Origin of the sequence: Paenarthrobacter sp. NPDC056912 (assembly GCF_042786555.1) — a bacterium.
Classification (GTDB): domain Bacteria; phylum Actinomycetota; class Actinomycetes; order Actinomycetales; family Micrococcaceae; genus Arthrobacter.
The window spans coordinates 108167-126606 of record NZ_JBHUCD010000010.1 but is presented as its reverse complement, the minus strand read 5'-3'; the positions used below and the strand labels follow the sequence as shown (position 1 = coordinate 126606).

Here is an 18440-nt window from a genome sequence, read left to right as displayed (position 1 = left end):
CACGGGCATCAGCCCACGCCCGTCAACGCAGGGCGTTCATCCATTTCATCAGGTCAGGCAGTGCATCCAGCGCGACGGTCGCGTGGCTTGCATCCGGCAACACATGCGACTCAACGACGGTTCCAGCCTTCACTTGGGCGGCCACGTAGGCGGCGGTGATGTCTGGCCGGACCAGAGTGTCCTTGGCACCTTGGGCTACGAACACGGGCACGGGCAGCGGCGCCTGATCCGGCGTATTTTCAGCGAGGATCCCGTCCCAAGGGGGCACCTTCGCCGGGTCCCCCGTGACGAACGAGCCGATCAACGGATCCGCAATGGAATGCAGCTCGCTGTTCTGGCCCAGCAAGCATAGTTCGGCCATTCCAGGTGCGGCCGCCGCAGCCGCCGGAGTCAGGATGGTACCCAGAGGATCGCTGGGCAATTGCGATGAGTAGGCCTGGGCATAAGACGTGAACGCATACGCGCCGATGGTGACGCCTGAGACATCACCGACGTCTGCGCTGAGCAGGGCTCCGAGATTGGTGGCAGGGGCAGCCACTGCGACGCCGGCGATGGTCAACTCAGGCGCGTAGCTGGCGGCCCGTTGGGCGGCGAAGATTGCCGCGTGCCCACCTTGGGAGTGGCCCCAGAGCACCACGCGGTCGCCGGCACCGATTCCGGCAACCGATCTCGCGGCACGGGCAATGTCCAGCACGTTGGCTGCCTCGGTGGCCCCGATCAGGAACGACGGCGGTCCGGCGATGCCCATCCCTGCATAGTCGGTCGCCACCACAACATGGCCGGCGGCCAGGAAGTCGGAGAGCCCTTCGATGAACACAAATGGCGCGATTCCGCTGGAAGGGGCGCATCGCGGTGCGGTTCCGGTGGTGGGGTGCGCCCATGAGACCACAGTGCGGCTGCCGTTGGGGGCGGGCGCGGTGGGGGCGATAACCAGGCCCGACACCAGAGTGTCCGTTCCTCGGACGTCGGTGGAGTGATAGAGCACGCGCCAGGCGGTGGCACCCTCCGGTGCGCCCACCACGGTCTCCGTCCTCACGACCGTTCCCGGTGCAGCCGGGCCCGGTGCCGGGGTGGGGGCCAGGTAAAACGGGGCGACGGCGGGTTCCACAACGGCCCCCTCGCCCACACGGACCCCGAAATCGATCAGGCGGGCCGCTCCCGGCGCTATCGCGATGCCGGCGACGATCAGCCCGGTGACGATCACCCTGCGGATGGTGACCTTTAGGCTTGTGCGGTTCACCGTGTCCGTGCCCGCAGTGGATTTCTGATCCGCGGGGCTTTCCGGAGTCCGCCTGCGCCTGTGAACCATGGTGGCCCCTCGACTCGGTGATGGTAGGTATTCGAGGAAAAGGGGGATGCCTGCGTCGAGTACATTCAGCGTCCGGCAAGTACCGGTGCCAAATAATTCGAGTACGTCCTACTCGTGTTTAACACTCATTCCGTCCCCTACACTCCACATACAGCCGGGGATCCGCCCCACGTCTGAGCAAGCATGAGGGAATGATCATGACAAAGTCAATGACGATTAAGGAATCGGGGAAAAGGCATTCTGCACCGTTCGTAATTGCGGCCATTCTTTCCGCACCACTCCTTGCCGCTTCCCCGGCAGCAGCCGACGTGGACTCTGACGCCATCGACAAGTCGATCGTTTGGGTTGACACAGCGTGGACCGCAACAGTCCAGGTGCCATTCAAGGACGGAACCACAGAGACGTACAGGACAACGGTGTACGCCTACTGCACCGGCTGGTTTGTCAGCGATACCGGGCATATAGCAACGGCCGGTCACTGCGTCGACGCCGATGATGCCCTTCGAACAAACGTCTACGAGAACTTGATTGCGGAACAGAAGTTCACCGGCGTCCGGGCCGAGGACGTTGATTGGCCCATGACACTGGCAGATCCGCTGATCAAGATCGATCAACCATCGGGGATTGATGGAGGACTCCTGAGCGGAAAGACGGCCATCACCGCGCAATTGATCGCCAAGCAGGGTTTTGAGAAGGGTGACAACGCGCTCCTGCGCATCGCTGACATGAAGGACACCCCAGCGTTGCAGCTCGGTTCAGAGGCACCAAAAGTCCGCGCGAAAGTCACGTCCATCGGTTTTCCGGATCTAGTTGGTTCAACCTCAGATGTGGAACGCCAAAAGCCGTCCTACCGTTCAGGCGCGGTCAGTTCCAGGAGTTATTCGACGCAGGGAGTTCCACGGACGGAAATAGATACGGACATTACTCCAGGCATGTCCGGGGGCCCTTCGATCAATGAGGCCGGTGAGGTCATTGGCATCAATTCGGCGTATGTCCATCAGGGGTCCGGCCAGGCGAACTACATAACGGACACGCAGACACTCCGGGACTTCCTGACCTCCAATGGAGTCAAGCTGCCGGAGGTTGCTTCGAATACGGCGACCCCCGCCGCGGCTGCCAATGTCCCGGCCGTGGCATCGCAGAATACCTCGGAGATCCCCGTCTGGATGATAGCCACCCTGGCGGTCTTGGTCCTTGCCCTTCTCGCCATGGCCGTTCTTTTGGTGCGGGTCATGAGGAAGCAGCCCACACCGGCCACCGGTGCCAACCTGCCCGCAGGGCCACCCATGCCTTGGCCACCGGAGCAGGGCCCCCGCGATGACGGGTCCTTCCGCAGGGAGTCGTAGCCAAGAGCCATACTGCCTGCCGCTGCATGGATAGCGGGCAGGCAGTATAGCGTCATCACTGACGGTGGCGGTATTTTTGGATTACTTTTCCTTCCAAGCAGCCGAGGTGCCGGAGGTACCGCTGATGCAGGGCCTGTCCACGTCACTTCTCCTGATCGCCTTGCTGGCCGTCGCCGCCCCCCTCGCGGCCCGCTTTCTTGATCGCGTGGTCAAAGTTCCGATTGTGGTGTTCGAAATTGTCCTCGGAATCCTGCTCGGCCCCAGCCTGTTGGGATGGATCCAATCCACGGGATTCACCGATACCCTGGCCGACTTCGGGCTGGCCATGCTCTTCTTCGTTGCCGGCAACGAGATTGATTTCGCCCTCATCCGGGGCCGGCCCGCCAACCGCGCCTCCGCAGGTTGGATCATCTCTTTAGCGGCAGGCATTGGCGCAGGGTTCCTGCTGGTCCCTGCGCCGGAGGCCGCCGTGATCATCGGCGTCGCCCTTTGTTCCACTGCCCTGGGGACGCTGCTTCCCATCCTTCGCGACGCCGGCGAAACGAAATCCCCGCTCGGCATCGCTGTCACAGCCCTTGGTGCGGCCGGTGAGTTCGGGCCTCTCGTTGCGATTTCGCTCTTCTTCAGCGGCCGGCAGTTGGGACCGGCAACAGCTGTCCTTCTCGGGTTCGTTCTTCTCACGGGCCTCGCCATCTATCTGGCGTCGCGGGCGAAGCACACGCTACTCCATTCCCAGGTCACCAGGTCCCTCCACACCAGCGGCCAATTCGCCATGCGGGCCATCATGTTCATCCTCAGCGTGCTCGTTGTCCTGAGCATGGTGCTGGGGCTCGACATGCTCTTGGGAGCCTTCGCAGCCGGGGTTCTCTGGAAAGTTGCCATCGCCCGCGCGCCCGCACAGGACAGGAACGTCATCGAGACCAAGATCGACGCCATCGCTTTCGGGTTCCTGGTGCCGGTCTTCTTCATCGACACGGGCATAGACTTCGAACTCGGCGCACTGACCTCCAGTCCCATAGCCCTCGCGATGGTGCCCTTGTTCCTTCTGCTCCTGCTGATCATCCGCGGCTTGCCGTCCCTGCTCGCCGCTCCGCCCAACTCCACGCCCGGCGACAAGCGGGCAGTGGTCCTGTTCGGGGCAACCGGACTACCGATCATCGTTGCCGTGACAGCCATTGGCCAGGACCAAGGCCTGATCACCAGCGGAATTTCAGCAGCGCTTGTTGGCGCCGGGATGCTCTCAGTGCTCCTTTTCCCGCTGCTGGCACTTCGGCAGCATCAACGCACGCCGGCGGCGGCAGCGCCGGATAGCGTGCCAGCGCCGCGTCCGGCGCCACCGCCGCGTAAGGCTCCACCACCCCTTGAGGAGAACGCCTCGGAGTAGTTGCCGCACACCTTGGCCGGCTTCACCGCATCAGACCTCCGCCAGCCGACGCTCGCCGATATCGAAACCGGGACCACCCGGGACAGAATCAATAAGGCGCCGGGTGTAGGGATGGCGTGGATTGCCATAGACGGCATCCACGTCCCCCCGCTCAACGACTTCGCCGTGGAAAAGGACCAGAATTTCGTCGCTAACGTGATGGACCACGTCCAGGTCATGCGAGATGAACGCCATGGTCAGGTCCAGTTCCTTGCGGAGCCGGCCAATGAGGTTCAGGATCTCGGCTTGAACGGACAGGTCCAAGGCCGAGGTGATCTCGTCGGCAATAATGAGTTTCGGCTGGACGGCCAGCGCACGGGCAATGGCAATGCGTTGCCGCTGTCCTCCGGAGAACTCATGCGGGTATCGCTCGGCAACGTCCGGGTCGAGGCGAATGGTGGAGAGCCAGTAGGAGATCTTCTGAGCATGTTCCTTGGGGTTGGCGCGCAGGGGGTCGATGGCTTCAGCCAATGTCTGGCCGATAGTGCGCCTGGGGTTCAGCGAGGAATACGGATCCTGGGGAACCATTTGCACGTCCCGCCGCATCCGACGCCGCTCGGCGCCCGACATTGCCGTGACGTCGCGGCCCTGGAACGCGATGGTGCCGGCATTGGGCTTGACCAGCCCGACGATTGCCTTGGCCATGGTGGATTTTCCGGAACCCGATTCGCCGACGATCCCCAAGGTTTTGCCAGCATGGATGCTGGCGTCAACGCCCCTGAGCACGGGTGTTGCTGAACGTCCGGATCCGAACGTGACCCTGACGTCAGTCAGTTCAAGGACCGGCCGCGCGGCGGGTACGACAACGCTCATTGTGCGGCCTCCTGGGTGTTCTGGCTGGTGGTGACGTGAGCGCCGGGGGCGATGTCGTCGTCGTAAATTTCCTCCAAAGCGAAGTCGTTGGCTGAAACAGTGACCAGCTCAGCCTTTCGCTCCGAGATGGACGGCGTGGCCGCAAGGAGGGCCTTGGTGTACGGGTGCTTCACTTGGCCTGCCGCTAGTTCCTCTCCCGTGAGCCGCTCCAGGATCTTTCCGCCGTTCATGACAATGACCTTGTCACAGAGCGCCTGCACCACGCCGATGTCGTGCGATATGAACAGCATGGCCGTGCCCATTTCACGGTTGATGGTGCGGAACTGCCGGAGCACGTCGGCCTGGACGGTCACGTCCAAAGCCGTGGTGGGTTCGTCCGCAATAATGAGCCGCGGATCGGTCACCAACGTGGAAGCGATCATGGCGCGTTGCAGCATGCCCCCGGACAGTTCGTGCGGGTGTTGCTTCATGCGTCTTTCCGGTTGCGTAATGCGAATGTCGGCCAGCGCCTTGACCATCCGGCCAAAAGCCGTCTTCCTGGACTGTCCGAGGTGCACGCGGCTGACTTCCGTTAGTTGGGAACCGATGCGCAGCGCCGGGTTGAAGCTGGTTCCAGGGTCCTGATACACAAGGCCGATGGAGGTGGCCAGTGAGCGGGCGTTGTTCTTCTTCAGCAGGTTCAGCTCGCCCAGGCGCATGGTTTTGGCGGTGACCCCGAGTTCCTCGGGGAGCAGCCCGGCTATGGACATGGCGGTCAGGGACTTGCCGGAACCGGACTCCCCCACCAGGCCAACGACTTCTCCGGCGTGGATACTCAGGGAGACGCCCTTGACCAAAGGAACGCCCGTCGGCGTGGTGACGGTCAGGTTGTCCACCTCCACCAGCGCTTGGGTATCGGCGCGCATTGAGGCGGGCACTTCGGAGGCCTTGCGGAGGCTGCCGAACTTCCGGCCGCCGCGGGGGTCGGTAGCGGCCGCGAGGCCATCGCCGATCAGCATCGCGCTCAGGCCAGTGATGGTAATCATGATGGAAGGCATCACTGCCTGCAGCGGCTGCGAGTAGATGTTGACGAGTCCCTCGTTCAGGAGGCGACCGAAGTCGTATTCGGGGTTTTGGACGCCGAGTCCTATGAAGGACAGGCTGGAGAGATCTATCAAAGTTGTGGCGAAAACGGTGGCAGTCAGCACCAAGAGGGGTTCTGCCATGTTGGGCAGCAGGTGCCGGGTGATGATATGCGGGCCCGAGACGCCCAGCAGTCGCGCCGTGGACACGTAGTTGCGTTGGGAGATCGAAGCAGCCATGTTTGCTGTGAGGCGGGCGAACGCCGGAATGCTGGCGATGGAGATGGCCAACACCGCGGACCACGTTCCTTGCCCAAGGATGGCGGCGATCAGGAGCGAAAAGATCAGGCTCGGGTAGGCAACAGCGGCCTCAATGACCCTCAGCACCGCGGCACGGATGCGTCGGGGCGCAAGCCACACGGCAGTGCCGATGGCAATACCTGCGACGACGGCAATCGCGGTAGTTGCTGCCGTCATCAGCAATGTCAGCCGGGTGGCAACCAAGGACCTCGCCAGGACATCCCGACCGAAGTCATCTGTCCCAAGCCAGTGTTGGGCGCTGGGTCCCTGCGATGCCTGCGGTGTCAGCTTTTCGGCGGCCTCGGTAAGGAATATCGGTGCGATGACGGCGGTGAGCACCATGATGGACATCATCACCATGCCAACCACCAGGCCGCTGGTCCAGCGGAACCGGCGTCGTGGACGGGCTGTTTCAGCCATTGGACTTTCCTCCGAGCGTGCGGGGATCGATGAGGCCGAGAATGACGTCGACCAGAAGGTTCAGGACGATGGCCAGGAAGCCCAGGACCAGAATGATGCCTTGGATGACGGGGTAGTCCTTGTTGACGATTGCAGTGACGATTTCGCGTCCCAGCCCCGGCCAGTTGAAGACGTTTTCCACGATGATGGCACCACCGAGCATGCCGGCGAGGATGAGTCCGGCCAGGGTGAGCGCCGTGGTCAGCAGGTTCGGCAAGGCATGGCGGGCGTAGAGGCGCAGCGAGGGCAATCGCCATCCGCGGGCGGTGCGCAGATAGTCCTGCTCCAGAACCGTGGAAGTTTCGCGCCGCACCACTCGGGCGATGGAGCAGATGGGGGCAATCGACAAGCCGATCACGGGCAGGATGAGGGCGTTCAACGATGCCGCACCGGCTGCCGGCAGGACCTTGAGGATGATGGCAAAAACCACCACCAACATGGTGGAGACCACGTACTGCGGCACTGCCTGGAAGAAGCCGGTCAGCATGCCGAAGGACACGTCAAGCCACTTCTTGCGGCCTCCGCGGGTCATGATTCCCACCAGCATGCCGGCAGGAACCGAGACGAGGAGCACCAGGACGATGCCCAGCAGAGCCAGCTCGGCAGTGAAGGGAAGTTTCGTGGCAATAATCTGCGACACCGAGGTGCTGTAGGCGAAGGACTGCCCCAAGTCCCCGGTAAAGAGTCCGCCAACGTAGTTGATGAATTGCACGAAAAGGGGTTCGTTGAGGCCGAGGCTGTTTCGGATCGCTTCGATCTGTTCGGTGGTGGCGTCCGCGCCCGCAACCGCCACTGCGGGGTCACCCGGGATCAGCGGAACCATGAAGAAGGTCACGACGACGAGCAAGGCGACCGAGAGAAGGACGCCTCCGGCGCGACGAAGGGCGTAGTCAGCCCAAGGAGAAAGGCTCAAGGCACCGCCCCGGGGGCCTTTGACGGCCCCCGGGGTTGTGCTCTCAAGGATCTGAACTTCCTTGGAGAGCATGGTTGGTTCAGTCATCGTGGGAAGCCTCTGCTACTTGGTGATCCGCATGGTGGCGTAGTCGACGATTCCGGACGGCGCCTGGATGGAGAATCCGGCGCGCTGCGCAACGATCTGCGGTTCGCCCACGAACGGAACGATGTCGTTGTCGCTCAGGATGCTCTTCTGCGCCTTGGTGTAGGCGTCGCAACGGGCCGATTCATCAGTGGCAGCCTGGGCTGTGGCAATGTCCGCCAGGATGTCTGCGTTCTCGCCGCCACCGATGTTGCGGCCACCCTTTTCGGTGGGAACTCCAGCGATTCGGGTCAGCGATGCCGCCACGGTCCCAACAAAGTTGGCGTCACCCTGTACCGTCAGGTCCCACGTTTCCGGCTTGGTCTGGGTCATGGTGGCCCAGGTTCCGTTGTCCACGAGCTGGAGATCTACTGTCGCGCCCGCTGCACGGAGTGCTTCCTGGACATAAGTGCTGCCCGCGCCGTTCGGACCGATGCTGGTGGTTCCCACCATTTTGAAGGTCTTCCCTGCGAGCACGGCCTTGGCCGCAGCAGCGTCCTCAGGAGTGAGGCTGGAGTTGTCCGGGAGGGCGCACGGGACAGTAGGGGCAACGATCGAGTTGTAGGTGATGCCCTTGCCCGCGTAGGCGGCGGAGTTGAAGGCCTGCTGGTTCATCAGCTGGGCTACGGCCTTACGCAGTGCCGGATCGGTGAACGGGCTGCCTTCGCGCTGGTTGAAGAGAAGGAAGATGCCGGCGAACGGAACAGTGGTTACTGCGTAGTCCTTGTTGCCTTCAAAGCGCTGGACATCTGCCGGAGCGATGTCGGAGACGTCCATCTCGCCGGTGAGCAACTGGTTGGCCACTGTGGTTTTGTTGACTCCGGGGAAGAACCTCACCGTCTTGGCGGGGGTTCCCTCCAAGGGCTTGGACCATTGGGGCCAGGCCTTGTAGTCCTCCCGCAGCGTCATGTCATAGCTGACACCGTGGCTGGTCTTGGTCAAGGTGTACGGTCCGGAGAAAGCGCCTTGCACAGTGCCTTTGGCCAAACCATCCAGATTGGCCAGGCCCGCGGGGCAAATGATCCCGGTCTGCGCCAGCGTCAGGCCGCCAATGAGTTCGGACCAGGGCTGGGCTAGCTTGATGTCCACGGTTCCTGCGGCATCGTCCCCGGTAATAGTGGGCTGGCCGGGGCCAAAGACGAGCTTGCCGAAGTTGTTCTTGGTGGCGGGATCAGCGAAGTAGCTCAGCGACTTGGCCACGATGGTGGGCGTGATCGCTGTACCGTCGGCACACGTTGCGTCCTTGCGGATGGTCAACGTTGCGTTGGTGGCCGTTGACTTCCACTCAGTGGCCAGGCCTCCAATGAACTTTCCGTCAGCGTCCCTGCGGACAACGGTGTCGAACAGGAAGCGCGCTACCTCGTAGTCGTCCTTGGCATTGGCCTTGGCCGCATTGAACGTCGTGGGGTCGGCATTAAGTGCTGTCCGGATGGTGTCCGTGGACATTGCCCCGCCTGAGCTGTCAGCGGCGGAAGCCTGCCCGCCTGTGGTGCAACCGGTCAAGAGGAAGGCGGCAGCTGTGGCGGCTGCCGCCGCGGCCATGAAAGTGGATCGTCCTTGCATAAGGGGTGAACCTCCTGGTCGCTTTGGGCGGCCCGGCCGGTGCGGATGCGGACGCATCCGGCTGGCGGAACCCAAAGGAGTGATCTGCGATGACTTTCGCGAATGAGAAGAGTTTCTCTAATTGGATGGTGGAAGTCAACGGTTTTTTGTGAGTTCCCCCACAAGTGACCCGCCCCACGCCGATGTTTTACACGACGGAAACATCCGGGCCTTGACGGATGGAAAATAAAACGCGAAACTTTTCTCATATGTGATTGACGTCTCAAGGCGTCCGACTCATCCGGAACCCGGATCAACCAAAGGTGAAACAAATGGCAACGACCCTCGAGCTCACAGTCCGCAAAGCTGAGTGGACCCGCCCGCCCCGGGAATTGGTCCGCGCTTTCGAGGCATTCCCGGTAGCCAACATCGGTGATGCCATGGAACGCCTGGGCCTGGTGGACGGCAACATCAACCCGGTTTGGGCAGGCGCCCACTGCGTCGGCTCGGCCCTGACCGTCCTGGGCGCCGCAGGCGACAACGCCGCCGTCATCGAGTCCCTCAACTACATCGAGCCCGGAGACATCATGGTGATCAACGGTTTCGGCCACGAGCACCGCGCCCTGGTGGGCGAGCAACTGTCCCAGCGCTTCGAAGCCGCCGGAGCAACCGGAGCGGTCATCGACGGCTACATCCGTGATCGCGCCACCATCACCGAGATCAAGTTCCCCGTGTTCGCCCGGGGCACCACCCCGGCGGGACCGTTCAAGAACGGTCCCGGCGTGATCGGCGAACCGGTGGCAATCGGCGGCATTGTTTGCTCCGCCGGTGACATCGTCGCCGCAGACGACGACGGCGTGGTTGTCATCCCCCAGGCCCGCGCCGCCGAGATCCTTGAGCTGGTCAAGGCCGTAGCCATCCACGAAGCCGAAATGACCGCCGAAATCACCCGCGAATACAGCTAGTCCTCCCCTACTTCCCCAACGGGACCCCGCTTAGACTGAGAGAACCCGCAATGACTAACACATCGACGGAATCAGTGACACTGAACACCGCTCAAATCAAGGTCGTCACCGCTGACGGCAAGGTGGTGCGCAAGGCAACCCTGGCCGGCACCATGGGCTCCTTCGTGGAATGGTACGACTACGGTATTTACGGCCTGCTCACCACGTACCTTGCCATCAACATCATGGGATCCAAGGACCTCGGTTCGCTGCTCCTGACCAACGTGGGCTTCCTGGTGAGCTTCCTCGCCCGCCCCTTTGGCAGCGTCATCGCCGGTTACCTCGGGGACAAGCTGGGACGCAAGAACCTGCTAGCTGTACTCCTTCTCCTGATCTCCGGAGCCACCGCATGTATTGGCCTCATCCCTTCGTCCTCCGTGATCGGCTGGGCCGCCCCGGCGTTGCTGATCCTCTTCCGCATCCTGCAGGGCTTCTCCGCAGGCGGTGAAGTAGCGGGCGCCATGGCCTTCGTTGGCGAGTATGCCCACGACAAGCACCGCAACTTCTCCATGAGCTTCATCGCGGTGGGCTCCTTCTGTGCCCTCCTCTTTGGCAGCGGCTTCTCCGCCATGCTGATCACCACCCTCGGCGACGCCACCATGGAAGCCTGGGCCTGGCGCATCCCGTTCCTTTTCGCACTTCCGTTGGGCTACGTCGGTTTCTACATCCGTTCCAAGATGGAAGACACCCCGCACTTCGCGGCACTTCGTGAACGAAACGTCGTGGAACACAACCCGCTGCGCGCAGTCTTCACGTCCAAGAGGCACCTGAAGGCCATCGCCTTGACCATCTTCCTGCCGGCTGTCAACGGTCCCGGTTACTACCTGCTCTTCGCCTACATGCCCACGTACCTGAAGACCCAGCTCGGCAGCGGCAACAACTTCTCGATGCTCCAGGCCCTGATGGTCACGGCAGTAAGCCTGGTGGCGATCATCGTATCCATCCCGCTCATGGCACGTCTGTCCGACCGCATCGGCCGTAAGCCGGTACTCACACTCTCGGCCGTGCTCATGGCTGTGGTTTCCTACCCCATGTTCGCCATGATCACCACGGGCAACATGGCCCTGGCCTGCGTAGCCACCGTGGTGATGGCCATCGCGTTCTCTGGTCACGCCGCCGTGGTCCACACGGTCCTGACGGAAATGTTCCCCACCACGGTCCGCTACAGCGCTTACAGCATCGGCTTCAGCATCAGCACCATCATCTTCGGCGGCAGCGCACCACTGGTGATGACCGAGCTCATCAAGAGCACCGGCAACAGCATGGTCCCGGCCTATGCTGCGATCGGCACGGCCCTCATCACGCTGGTCTCGATCTTCTTCCTGAAGGAAACCAAGGGCCAGCCGCTGGCCACCCACTAACAAGACAAGTACGACGGCGGCCTGCCGCCATTGCCGGCCGGCCGCCGTCGTTGGACCATAAAGCACCGCAACAAGAACCATTGGGAGTCACTTTGGGCATCAACTCAGTCGCCGTCGTCGCAGACCTCGGCGAAAGCTACGGAAACTACACCATCGGCGACGACGACGCCCTGCTGGGCCTGGTCACCGCCTCCAACATCGCTTGCGGCTTCCATGCCGGAGACCCCCGCGTCATGGATGCCACCGTCAAGGCCTGCGTAGAGCGCGGCATCGAACTGGGCGCCCACCCCGGCTACCCGGACCTGGTGGGCTTTGGCCGCCGCCTCATCGAAGCCAGTGAGGAGGAAATCCGCACGGACGTCCTCTACCAAATCGGCGCACTGGACGCCTTCGCCCGCATCCACGGCGGCAAGATCAGCCATGTGGCTCCGCATGGCCGCATGGGCAGCATCGCCCAGACCGACGCCAAGCATGCCCGCGCCATCACCGACGCCATCAAGGCCTACGATCCGTCGTACATCGTGATCTGCCAGAACGGCCTGTTAGCCGATGAATCCCGCAAGCGCGGTCTTGAAGTGGGCTATGTATTCCTGGCCGACCGCGGCTACGGCGAAGACGGCATGCCCGTTTCCCGGAACACCGAAGGAGCGCTGCTTCACGACCCCGAGGAAATCGGACGCCGTGTGGTCCAGGTTGTTACCGAAGGCACGGTTCGTGCCGTCACCGGCAAGGTGGTCCCGCTCGGCCACGATGCCGACGTCGTGCTCCTCCACGGCGACCACCCCCAGGTCCTGGAAAACGGAACCGCCCTCCGGGCGGCCCTGGACAAGGCGGGCATCAAAGCAACCGGGCTGCAGGAAGTCCTGGCCGAGAAGGCCAGGCTCGCCACGGTCTAGCCGGCCCGCCTGCCAGTCACCACCCACCACTACAAGCCAAGGACACATGAGCACGCACCCAGCGCCCGCACAGCGGCTGAGCCTTCCTCCGGATATCACGGCAGTACCTTTTGGCGATTCGGCATTGATGGTCAGCCTGGCTTCAGGGACCGTTGACGAACGTCAGCGGGGAAGCCGGAGGCTGCGCGAAATCCTGCTGGAGGTACGTCCTCACGGACTCTTGGACGTGGTGGCCGGCGTAGATTCAGTGTTGGTCGAGTTCGATTGCCTCGCCGTCAGCCATGGTCAACTGGCACAGACCATCCGGTTGGCCGCGTCGGGCACAGGCTTCCACGATGAAGGCGCCAACCCCGGTGGCAAGCACTTCGTAATCCCGTTGGTGGTCAATGAGGCCTTCGCCCCGGACCTTCCGGACGTTGCGTTGGAACTGGGCATCAGCCAGGAGGCGGTGTTGGGACACCTAGAGGCTTCCGTGCTGAACATCAACCTCCTGGCCTCGGCCATGGCCCCCATGATGGGTCGTGTCGAGTTCCCGGGGCAGGTCAGCCGCTGCAAGGAACCGCGGACCAACGTGGCCCCGGGTTCTGTGATGGTTGCAGGTACCAACGCCATCATTCAACCTTTCCCCGGTCCCACCGGCTGGAAGGTCATCGGCCGCACTCCCCTGGTCGTCTGCGATATCCGGGAAGATCCGCCAACCTCGTTCAAGTCCGGAGATACGGTCAGGTTCAAGGTGGTCCCTGGCAGCGAATGGGAACGGCTTCAGGGGCGATTCCTGCGGACCGACTCGTACATGATCGAGGAGGAACACTGATGCCCGCAACTGAGCGCAGCGTCACCATCAAGGTCCGGGAATCGGCCTGGTTGGCCACCTTCCAGGACTTGGGGCGCGAGCAGTCCGAAGCCTTGGGGGTGCCCTGTGGCGGTGCCGCGGACCAGCATTCGGCAGCTGTGGCCAACATCCTTGTGGGCAATCCGCGGACTGCCGCCGGCATCGAGATCATGGGCGGCAGGTTTTCCTTCACCACCTCCAAACCTGTCCTGGTCGCCGTCACCGGCGCCCCGGCCGATGTCACCGTCAACGGCAGCAAAGTTCAGATGTGGGAGCCTGTCTGTGTTCCGGCCAAGGGCCGCGTGGTCATTGCCAACGCCCAGGGCGGGATGCGCAACTACCTCGCTTTCAGCGGGACTTTGGTCACGGAGCTCTTCATGGGCAGCGCCGCTCCGGAGGCGAGGATGGGCTTCCCGCAGCAAATAGCTGCCGGACAGCACCTGGGACTCCGGACGGCCTATGCCGGTTTCGAGCATCCCTACCTCACGCAGCCGCTTTTCCGGCTTCCTGTTCCTGTTCCTTCTTTCGAGCACCCCGTCTGGACCATTGACATTGTTGAAGGCCCGGAGACGGACGCAGCCCGGGGAATCAGGGAGTTGCTGGCCTCACGCGAGTACACCGTGACGGCCAAATCCAATCACGTTGGCCTGCGCCTGGACGGCCCCGTAGTGCATCCGGAAGGGCTTGGCGAAATAGTCTCCCACGGCGTTCCCATCGGCGCCTTCGAAATACCGCACGGTGATGAGCTCATCATTCTTGGCCGCTACCGTACGCTCACGGCCGGATATCCGATTGTCGCGTTCGCCACCAAGGCAGCCCTCCCTATGTTGGGCCAGGCGCGCCCCGGCCAGCGTATGACGTTCCGCTGGGTGAGCCAGGCCGAAGCCGTGGAAAGCCACCGCGAGGCCCAGCGGCTGCTCAACGCCTTGGAAACGCGCGTGCAAAGCCTGTTCGGGGCCATTAACCTGCCTCACCACTCGAGGCCCGCACCATCGCGGGAAGCAGCCTGAAGGATTCTCCGCGACACAGCACTTGACCCTCACCCGAATTAAATGAGAAACTTTTCGCATATGTGATTCCACTCTCAACCAAGCAATCAACTCCAGGAACGGAACCATGGGACTTCTTGAAGGCAAAGTCGCCGTTATAACCGGCGCAGGCACAGGTATGGGCCGCTCTACCGCTGAACTGCTGGCCGCCGAAGGAGCACACGTCGTGCTGGTGGGTCGCCGACTCGCCGTCTTGGAAGAAGTCGCCACCGGCATCAAGGCCGACGGCGGCAGCGTCCACCCGCACGCAGCGGACATCACGTCAAAAGAGGACGTCGACGCCCTGGTGGCATGGGTAGCCGGCAACCTCGGAGCTGTCGACATCCTCGTCAACAATGCCGGGAGCGCCAGCAAGGTCCTCAACGTCCGCTGGATCGGCCAGGAGGAGTGGAACGAAGTCCTGGACGTCAACCTCAACGCGGTCTATCTCCTGACGCAGGCTGTCCTGCCTGGAATGCTCGCCCGCAACACCGGCACTATCATTACGGTGTCTTCGCTGGCCGCGGTCAACCCGAACCTGCTCGGCGGGGCGGCCTACGGGGCCGCCAAAGCCGCGGTCCGGAACTTCATGACGTACCTGCATAACACTTTCCGCAACGAAGGCCTCCGTGCCGTCACCATCCTCCCGGGCGAGACCGCAACACCCATCCTCGACAACCGCGCCCGCCCGCCCCGGGCAGAGGAACGCGACGCCATGGTCCAGCCGGAGGACGTCGCCCGCGCAATCCACCTGGTGGCAACGCTGCCGCAGCGCACCGTTGTCCAGGAGCTGGTCATTGCACCCACGGTGCAGCGCGACACTTCCGGAGACATCGAAATCAGCCGCTGGACCGGCGCGCCGGCAGATGATCTGCCCCGCCCGTGAAGCCACGGCACCTCTACGCACCTGGCAAAGCCGCCAAACTTCCTACGACACGAAGCAGGACTGTCATGACCCTTGAACCAACTACCGCCGTCGCCGCTTTCCAGCCATCCGAGGCCGTGCTGCGGGTCCAGCGCACGTCCTTGCGCGTCCAGCAGCCCCAATCCAAGGGCGATTTGGTCTCCCTGGCCATGGGCGAACCGGACTTCGACACCCCGGAACAGGTCCGCGCTGCAGCAGCCCGGGCCCTGGAAGAGGGACACACCCACTACTCGCCGTTGCTCGGCGAGCTGGTGCTTCGCGAGGAGCTGGCTGCCCGTATCGGCCAGCTCCTCGGCGAAGTGGCCAGCCCGGGCGACGTGCTGATCACCCAAGGCGGAACGGCAGGCCTCTCCGCTGCGATCCTGGGTATCGTCAACCCGGGAGACAAAGTTGTCATCCCCGACCCCACTTACTCCCTGTACGCGGACCTCGTCAGCATGGCCGGCGGCACCCTCGTGCCCGTGCCGCTGGCCGAGGACCTCCACTGGGATCTCGAAGCGCTTGCCACTGCCCTTGAAGGGGCAAAGATGTTCGTGTTCTGCAACCCTTCCAACCCCACCGGAATCGTGCATTCCCGCCAGGAACTGGAAGCGCTCGCCGACATGGTGGCAGGGACGGACACCTTGGTGTTGTCGGACGAGGCCTACAGTGACCTGGTGTACACCCCCGAGCCGTTCGTTTCAGCACTGGAGATCGCAGGCCTCGCCGGCAGGACCATCTACTGCCAGACGTTCTCCAAGAGCTACGCCATGACCGGTTGGCGTGTGGGCTACCTTTGGGGCCCCTCGGACATCATCGCCTCCGCCGCGCGCGTCCACAACACGTTCAACGGTTCCATGAACACCGCCGTACAGCTGGCCGCCTTGACCGCCCTGAAGACCTGCGGTCCGGACATCGAACGGATGCATGCCTCCTACGCATTGCGCCGTGAACTCATGGTGGAGGGCCTCAGCCGGATCCCCGGCCTCACCGTCAGCTCCCCCGAGGGCGCGTTCTACCTGTTCCCCAAGTACGACGTCGATTTGCCTGCGGACCGAATGGTGGCGCACCTGCGTGAGTTTGGCGTGGCCGTCCGGCCGGGCAGCGAATTTGGACGCAACGGCGAGAACCACCTTCGGCTTTCCTACGCGGCAAGCGCAGAGGCCATTTCGCTGGGCGTCGAGCGAATTGCCGCCGGCCTCGCGGCCCTCAAGTAGGCACCGGTGACCCTTCTCGATCCACCCGCCGGGCTGCGTGTTGACATGCAGAGAAACCGGATGCTTCTCGTGGACGCGGCCGGCCGGCTCTTCGGAGCCGGCCGTTCGGCTACCATGTCGGAAATCGCCCTCGAGGCCGGCATTTCGAGCGCCACCGCGTACCGTCATTTCACCTCGGTTGACGATGTCCTGGCGGCGTACAGGTTCGAAGTGGGCCGGGAATTGCTGGAGTTCAGCCGGAGCCAGGAAACAGAGGGCACCGACTTGTTGAATGCCGTCTGCACCAAGTGGGTACACCTGGTGGTCCAGCACGGCGAGTCGATGGTCCACACCCGATCGGCCGAAGGCTACCTCGCGCGAGTACGTGCCGGCGCCTACTATCTGACCGTCCAAGCGGAGGCGCTCCAGAGGCCCTTGGCCGAAGCGTCCAAAGCCCTGGGCATTCCGCATCCGGGAGACGAAGCACTCTTTCTCTGGAACGGCTTCTTCGACCCGCGCGAAATTTACGACCTCATCAGGAGCCTGGACCTGACAGCCGAGCAAGTATCTGCCCGGCTGGTCAGAACATTCACGGCCGCCCTGGCGGGCTGGTCGGCTTCCAGGTCCTAAGCTATGAGGTGACGAAAGGGTGCTCATCAATGCGTAGTGACACACAGCGCAACCGCAGACAACTGGTCAAGGCAGCGGGACAGCTTTTCGCGTCCCGGCGCGGAACCATCAGCATGACGGACGTCGCAAAGCATGCGGAAATCTCCACCGCCACCGCCTATCGGCACTTCGCTTCAGTGGAAGACATCCTGGCGGAGTATCGGTTCGGTGTTGGCGAGAAACTGCGTGACTACAGCCTGAAGCAGCAGGAGACCTCCGGCGTCGAGCTCTTGACGGCAGTGAGCCGCAAATGGGTTGACCTGGTCACCCGGCACGGTGGCGCGATGCTCTACACACGTTCGGGCGAGGGCTACCTTGCCCGCCTGCGGACCGGCGCCTTTTACCTGACCGTCCAAGCGGACGCGCTTGAACGTCCGCTGCGCGAAGCCTGCGAGGAACTGGGCCTGCCGCCGATTGGCGACGAAGCGATGTTCCTGTGGAACATCCTGTTCGATCCACGCGAAATCCTGGATCTGATTAACACGGTGGGGCTCACCAAGGACCAGGCCACAAGCCGGCTCATTTCCGCCCTCAAGGGAGCCCTCGCAGGGTGGAGCAAGGACCGCGAAGAGGCCTGAGCCGCCCACTTGGGCTAGTGTGCCGCCGCGGGCCGCATGAGTTCGCGGATCCGCTCAGCGGGCAGGGCTGTCAGGGCCGCTACGCGGAAGACGTCCATGCGGCCGGACTCGAGCCCCTTCAGCACGTCGGAGCGAAGCCTCTCCACGCACTGTTCCTTGTCACCCATGGCCGCTTCCAACTGCCGGACGAGTGCCACCAGCCCAGCCAAATGCCATTCCTGGTGAGCGCCTGAGTAGTGGAGATCCTGGTAGGCACCGCCGAGCCTTTTGACGTTGGCGGCGCGGATCCCCACCACCGCGGCAACCGCAGCCAAGGAAACCTTGTCCGCCAGGGCGGCGGCTATTGCCTCATTCCGCCTGCCCAGGAGGCTGCGCACGTGGCTGTCAATGCGTGCCCGGGAGACCCTGGATTCAGCAAGCCGCAGTTCGAGTTGGCTGAGGCGCCGCTGTGGAGGCGCCGCGCGACGGTGCGGCCGGGCTTCAGCTACGTAGGTCACGGCCGGTGAACCCTTGGATCAACTGCCAGTCAACGGCCACGCTGCGATGCGCCGGCATGATGCTCCCCTCAAGCACCTGCGTGCCCTGATCGGCTTCCCCCGCAGGGGCCCAGATGCCGCTGACCGGACAATGACTGCCCGTGCCGGTCACGTACCGGCTCCCCTGCGAACGGCTTACTGTGGGTT

General features: G+C 63.2%; 17 protein-coding genes. 11 read left to right on the top strand and 6 right to left on the bottom strand.

The features are described from left to right. Positions 1-22: 22 nt before the first annotated feature. A complete protein-coding gene (locus tag ACFRJ9_RS12780; protein ID WP_377668350.1) occupies positions 23-1309 on the bottom strand; it encodes an alpha/beta fold hydrolase in 1287 nt (428 codons plus the stop codon). A gap of 197 nt (positions 1310-1506) precedes the next feature. On the opposite strand from ACFRJ9_RS12780, the gene ACFRJ9_RS12775 reads away from it, so the two are divergent. Beyond that, positions 1507-2655, top strand: coding sequence for a serine protease (locus ACFRJ9_RS12775; RefSeq protein WP_377668348.1), 1149 nt, complete (start codon positions 1507-1509; stop codon positions 2653-2655). Positions 2656-2731: 76 nt separating this feature from the next. Next, positions 2732-4039, top strand: coding sequence for a cation:proton antiporter (locus tag ACFRJ9_RS12770; protein WP_377668345.1), 1308 nt, complete (start codon positions 2732-2734; stop codon positions 4037-4039). 30 nt (positions 4040-4069) lie between these two features. Here the strand turns inward: ACFRJ9_RS12770 and ACFRJ9_RS12765 are convergent, their stop codons facing one another. From ACFRJ9_RS12765 to ACFRJ9_RS12750, 4 genes are read right to left on the bottom strand one after another with little or no spacing between them, the layout of a single operon-like run. Further along, complete coding sequence (locus ACFRJ9_RS12765) at positions 4070-4891, bottom strand: ABC transporter ATP-binding protein (RefSeq protein WP_377668343.1); 822 nt, start codon at positions 4889-4891, stop codon at positions 4070-4072. Continuing rightward, positions 4888-6672 carry a dipeptide/oligopeptide/nickel ABC transporter permease/ATP-binding protein gene (locus ACFRJ9_RS12760; protein ID WP_377668340.1) on the bottom strand — a complete coding sequence of 595 codons (1785 nt, stop codon included), beginning with the start codon at positions 6670-6672 and terminating at the stop codon, positions 4888-4890. The genes ACFRJ9_RS12765 and ACFRJ9_RS12760 overlap by 4 nt, the downstream gene beginning before the upstream one ends. Further along, positions 6665-7711, bottom strand: coding sequence for an ABC transporter permease (locus ACFRJ9_RS12755; protein ID WP_377668338.1), 1047 nt, complete (start codon positions 7709-7711; stop codon positions 6665-6667). The genes ACFRJ9_RS12760 and ACFRJ9_RS12755 overlap by 8 nt, the downstream gene beginning before the upstream one ends. A 15-nt stretch (positions 7712-7726) precedes the next feature. Then, on the bottom strand, positions 7727-9310 hold the full coding sequence (locus tag ACFRJ9_RS12750; RefSeq protein WP_377668335.1) for an ABC transporter substrate-binding protein: 1584 nt from the start codon (positions 9308-9310) through the stop codon (positions 7727-7729). Positions 9311-9621: 311 nt separating this feature from the next. On the opposite strand from ACFRJ9_RS12750, the gene ACFRJ9_RS12745 reads away from it, so the two are divergent. From ACFRJ9_RS12745 to ACFRJ9_RS12705, 9 genes are all read left to right on the top strand, one after another. Then, complete coding sequence (locus ACFRJ9_RS12745) at positions 9622-10254, top strand: RraA family protein (protein ID WP_377668333.1); 633 nt, start codon at positions 9622-9624, stop codon at positions 10252-10254. A gap of 50 nt (positions 10255-10304) precedes the next feature. Next, the gene (locus ACFRJ9_RS12740) at positions 10305-11654 is read left to right on the top strand and encodes an MFS transporter (RefSeq protein ID WP_377668331.1); all 1350 of its coding nucleotides are present in this window, start codon (positions 10305-10307) and stop codon (positions 11652-11654) included. A gap of 92 nt (positions 11655-11746) precedes the next feature. Beyond that, positions 11747-12550 (top strand): LamB/YcsF family protein, encoded by an 804-nt coding sequence (locus ACFRJ9_RS12735; protein WP_377668329.1) that lies wholly within the window; start codon positions 11747-11749, stop codon positions 12548-12550. A gap of 46 nt (positions 12551-12596) precedes the next feature. Further along, on the top strand, positions 12597-13364 hold the full coding sequence (locus tag ACFRJ9_RS12730) for an allophanate hydrolase subunit 1 (protein ID WP_377668327.1): 768 nt from the start codon (positions 12597-12599) through the stop codon (positions 13362-13364). Continuing rightward, complete coding sequence (locus ACFRJ9_RS12725; protein WP_377668324.1) at positions 13364-14392, top strand: biotin-dependent carboxyltransferase family protein; 1029 nt, start codon at positions 13364-13366, stop codon at positions 14390-14392. The genes ACFRJ9_RS12730 and ACFRJ9_RS12725 overlap by 1 nt, the downstream gene beginning before the upstream one ends. A 106-nt stretch (positions 14393-14498) precedes the next feature. Then, positions 14499-15296, top strand: a complete 798-nt coding sequence (locus ACFRJ9_RS12720; protein ID WP_377668322.1) for an SDR family oxidoreductase — start codon at positions 14499-14501, stop codon at positions 15294-15296. A gap of 65 nt (positions 15297-15361) precedes the next feature. Continuing rightward, positions 15362-16531, top strand: a complete 1170-nt coding sequence (locus ACFRJ9_RS12715; RefSeq protein ID WP_377668320.1) for a pyridoxal phosphate-dependent aminotransferase — start codon at positions 15362-15364, stop codon at positions 16529-16531. Between the two features lie 60 nt (positions 16532-16591). Then, positions 16592-17140: a TetR/AcrR family transcriptional regulator gene (locus ACFRJ9_RS12710; protein WP_377668317.1), complete on the top strand. Its 549-nt coding sequence runs from the start codon at positions 16592-16594 to the stop codon at positions 17138-17140. Positions 17141-17169: 29 nt separating this feature from the next. Next, complete coding sequence (locus ACFRJ9_RS12705; RefSeq protein WP_377668314.1) at positions 17170-17757, top strand: TetR/AcrR family transcriptional regulator; 588 nt, start codon at positions 17170-17172, stop codon at positions 17755-17757. 14 nt (positions 17758-17771) lie between these two features. Here ACFRJ9_RS12705 and ACFRJ9_RS12700 read toward each other — a convergent pair whose 3' ends face one another. After that, a complete protein-coding gene (locus ACFRJ9_RS12700; RefSeq protein WP_377668311.1) occupies positions 17772-18254 on the bottom strand; it encodes a hypothetical protein in 483 nt (160 codons plus the stop codon). Between the last annotated feature and the right edge of the window lie 186 nt (positions 18255-18440).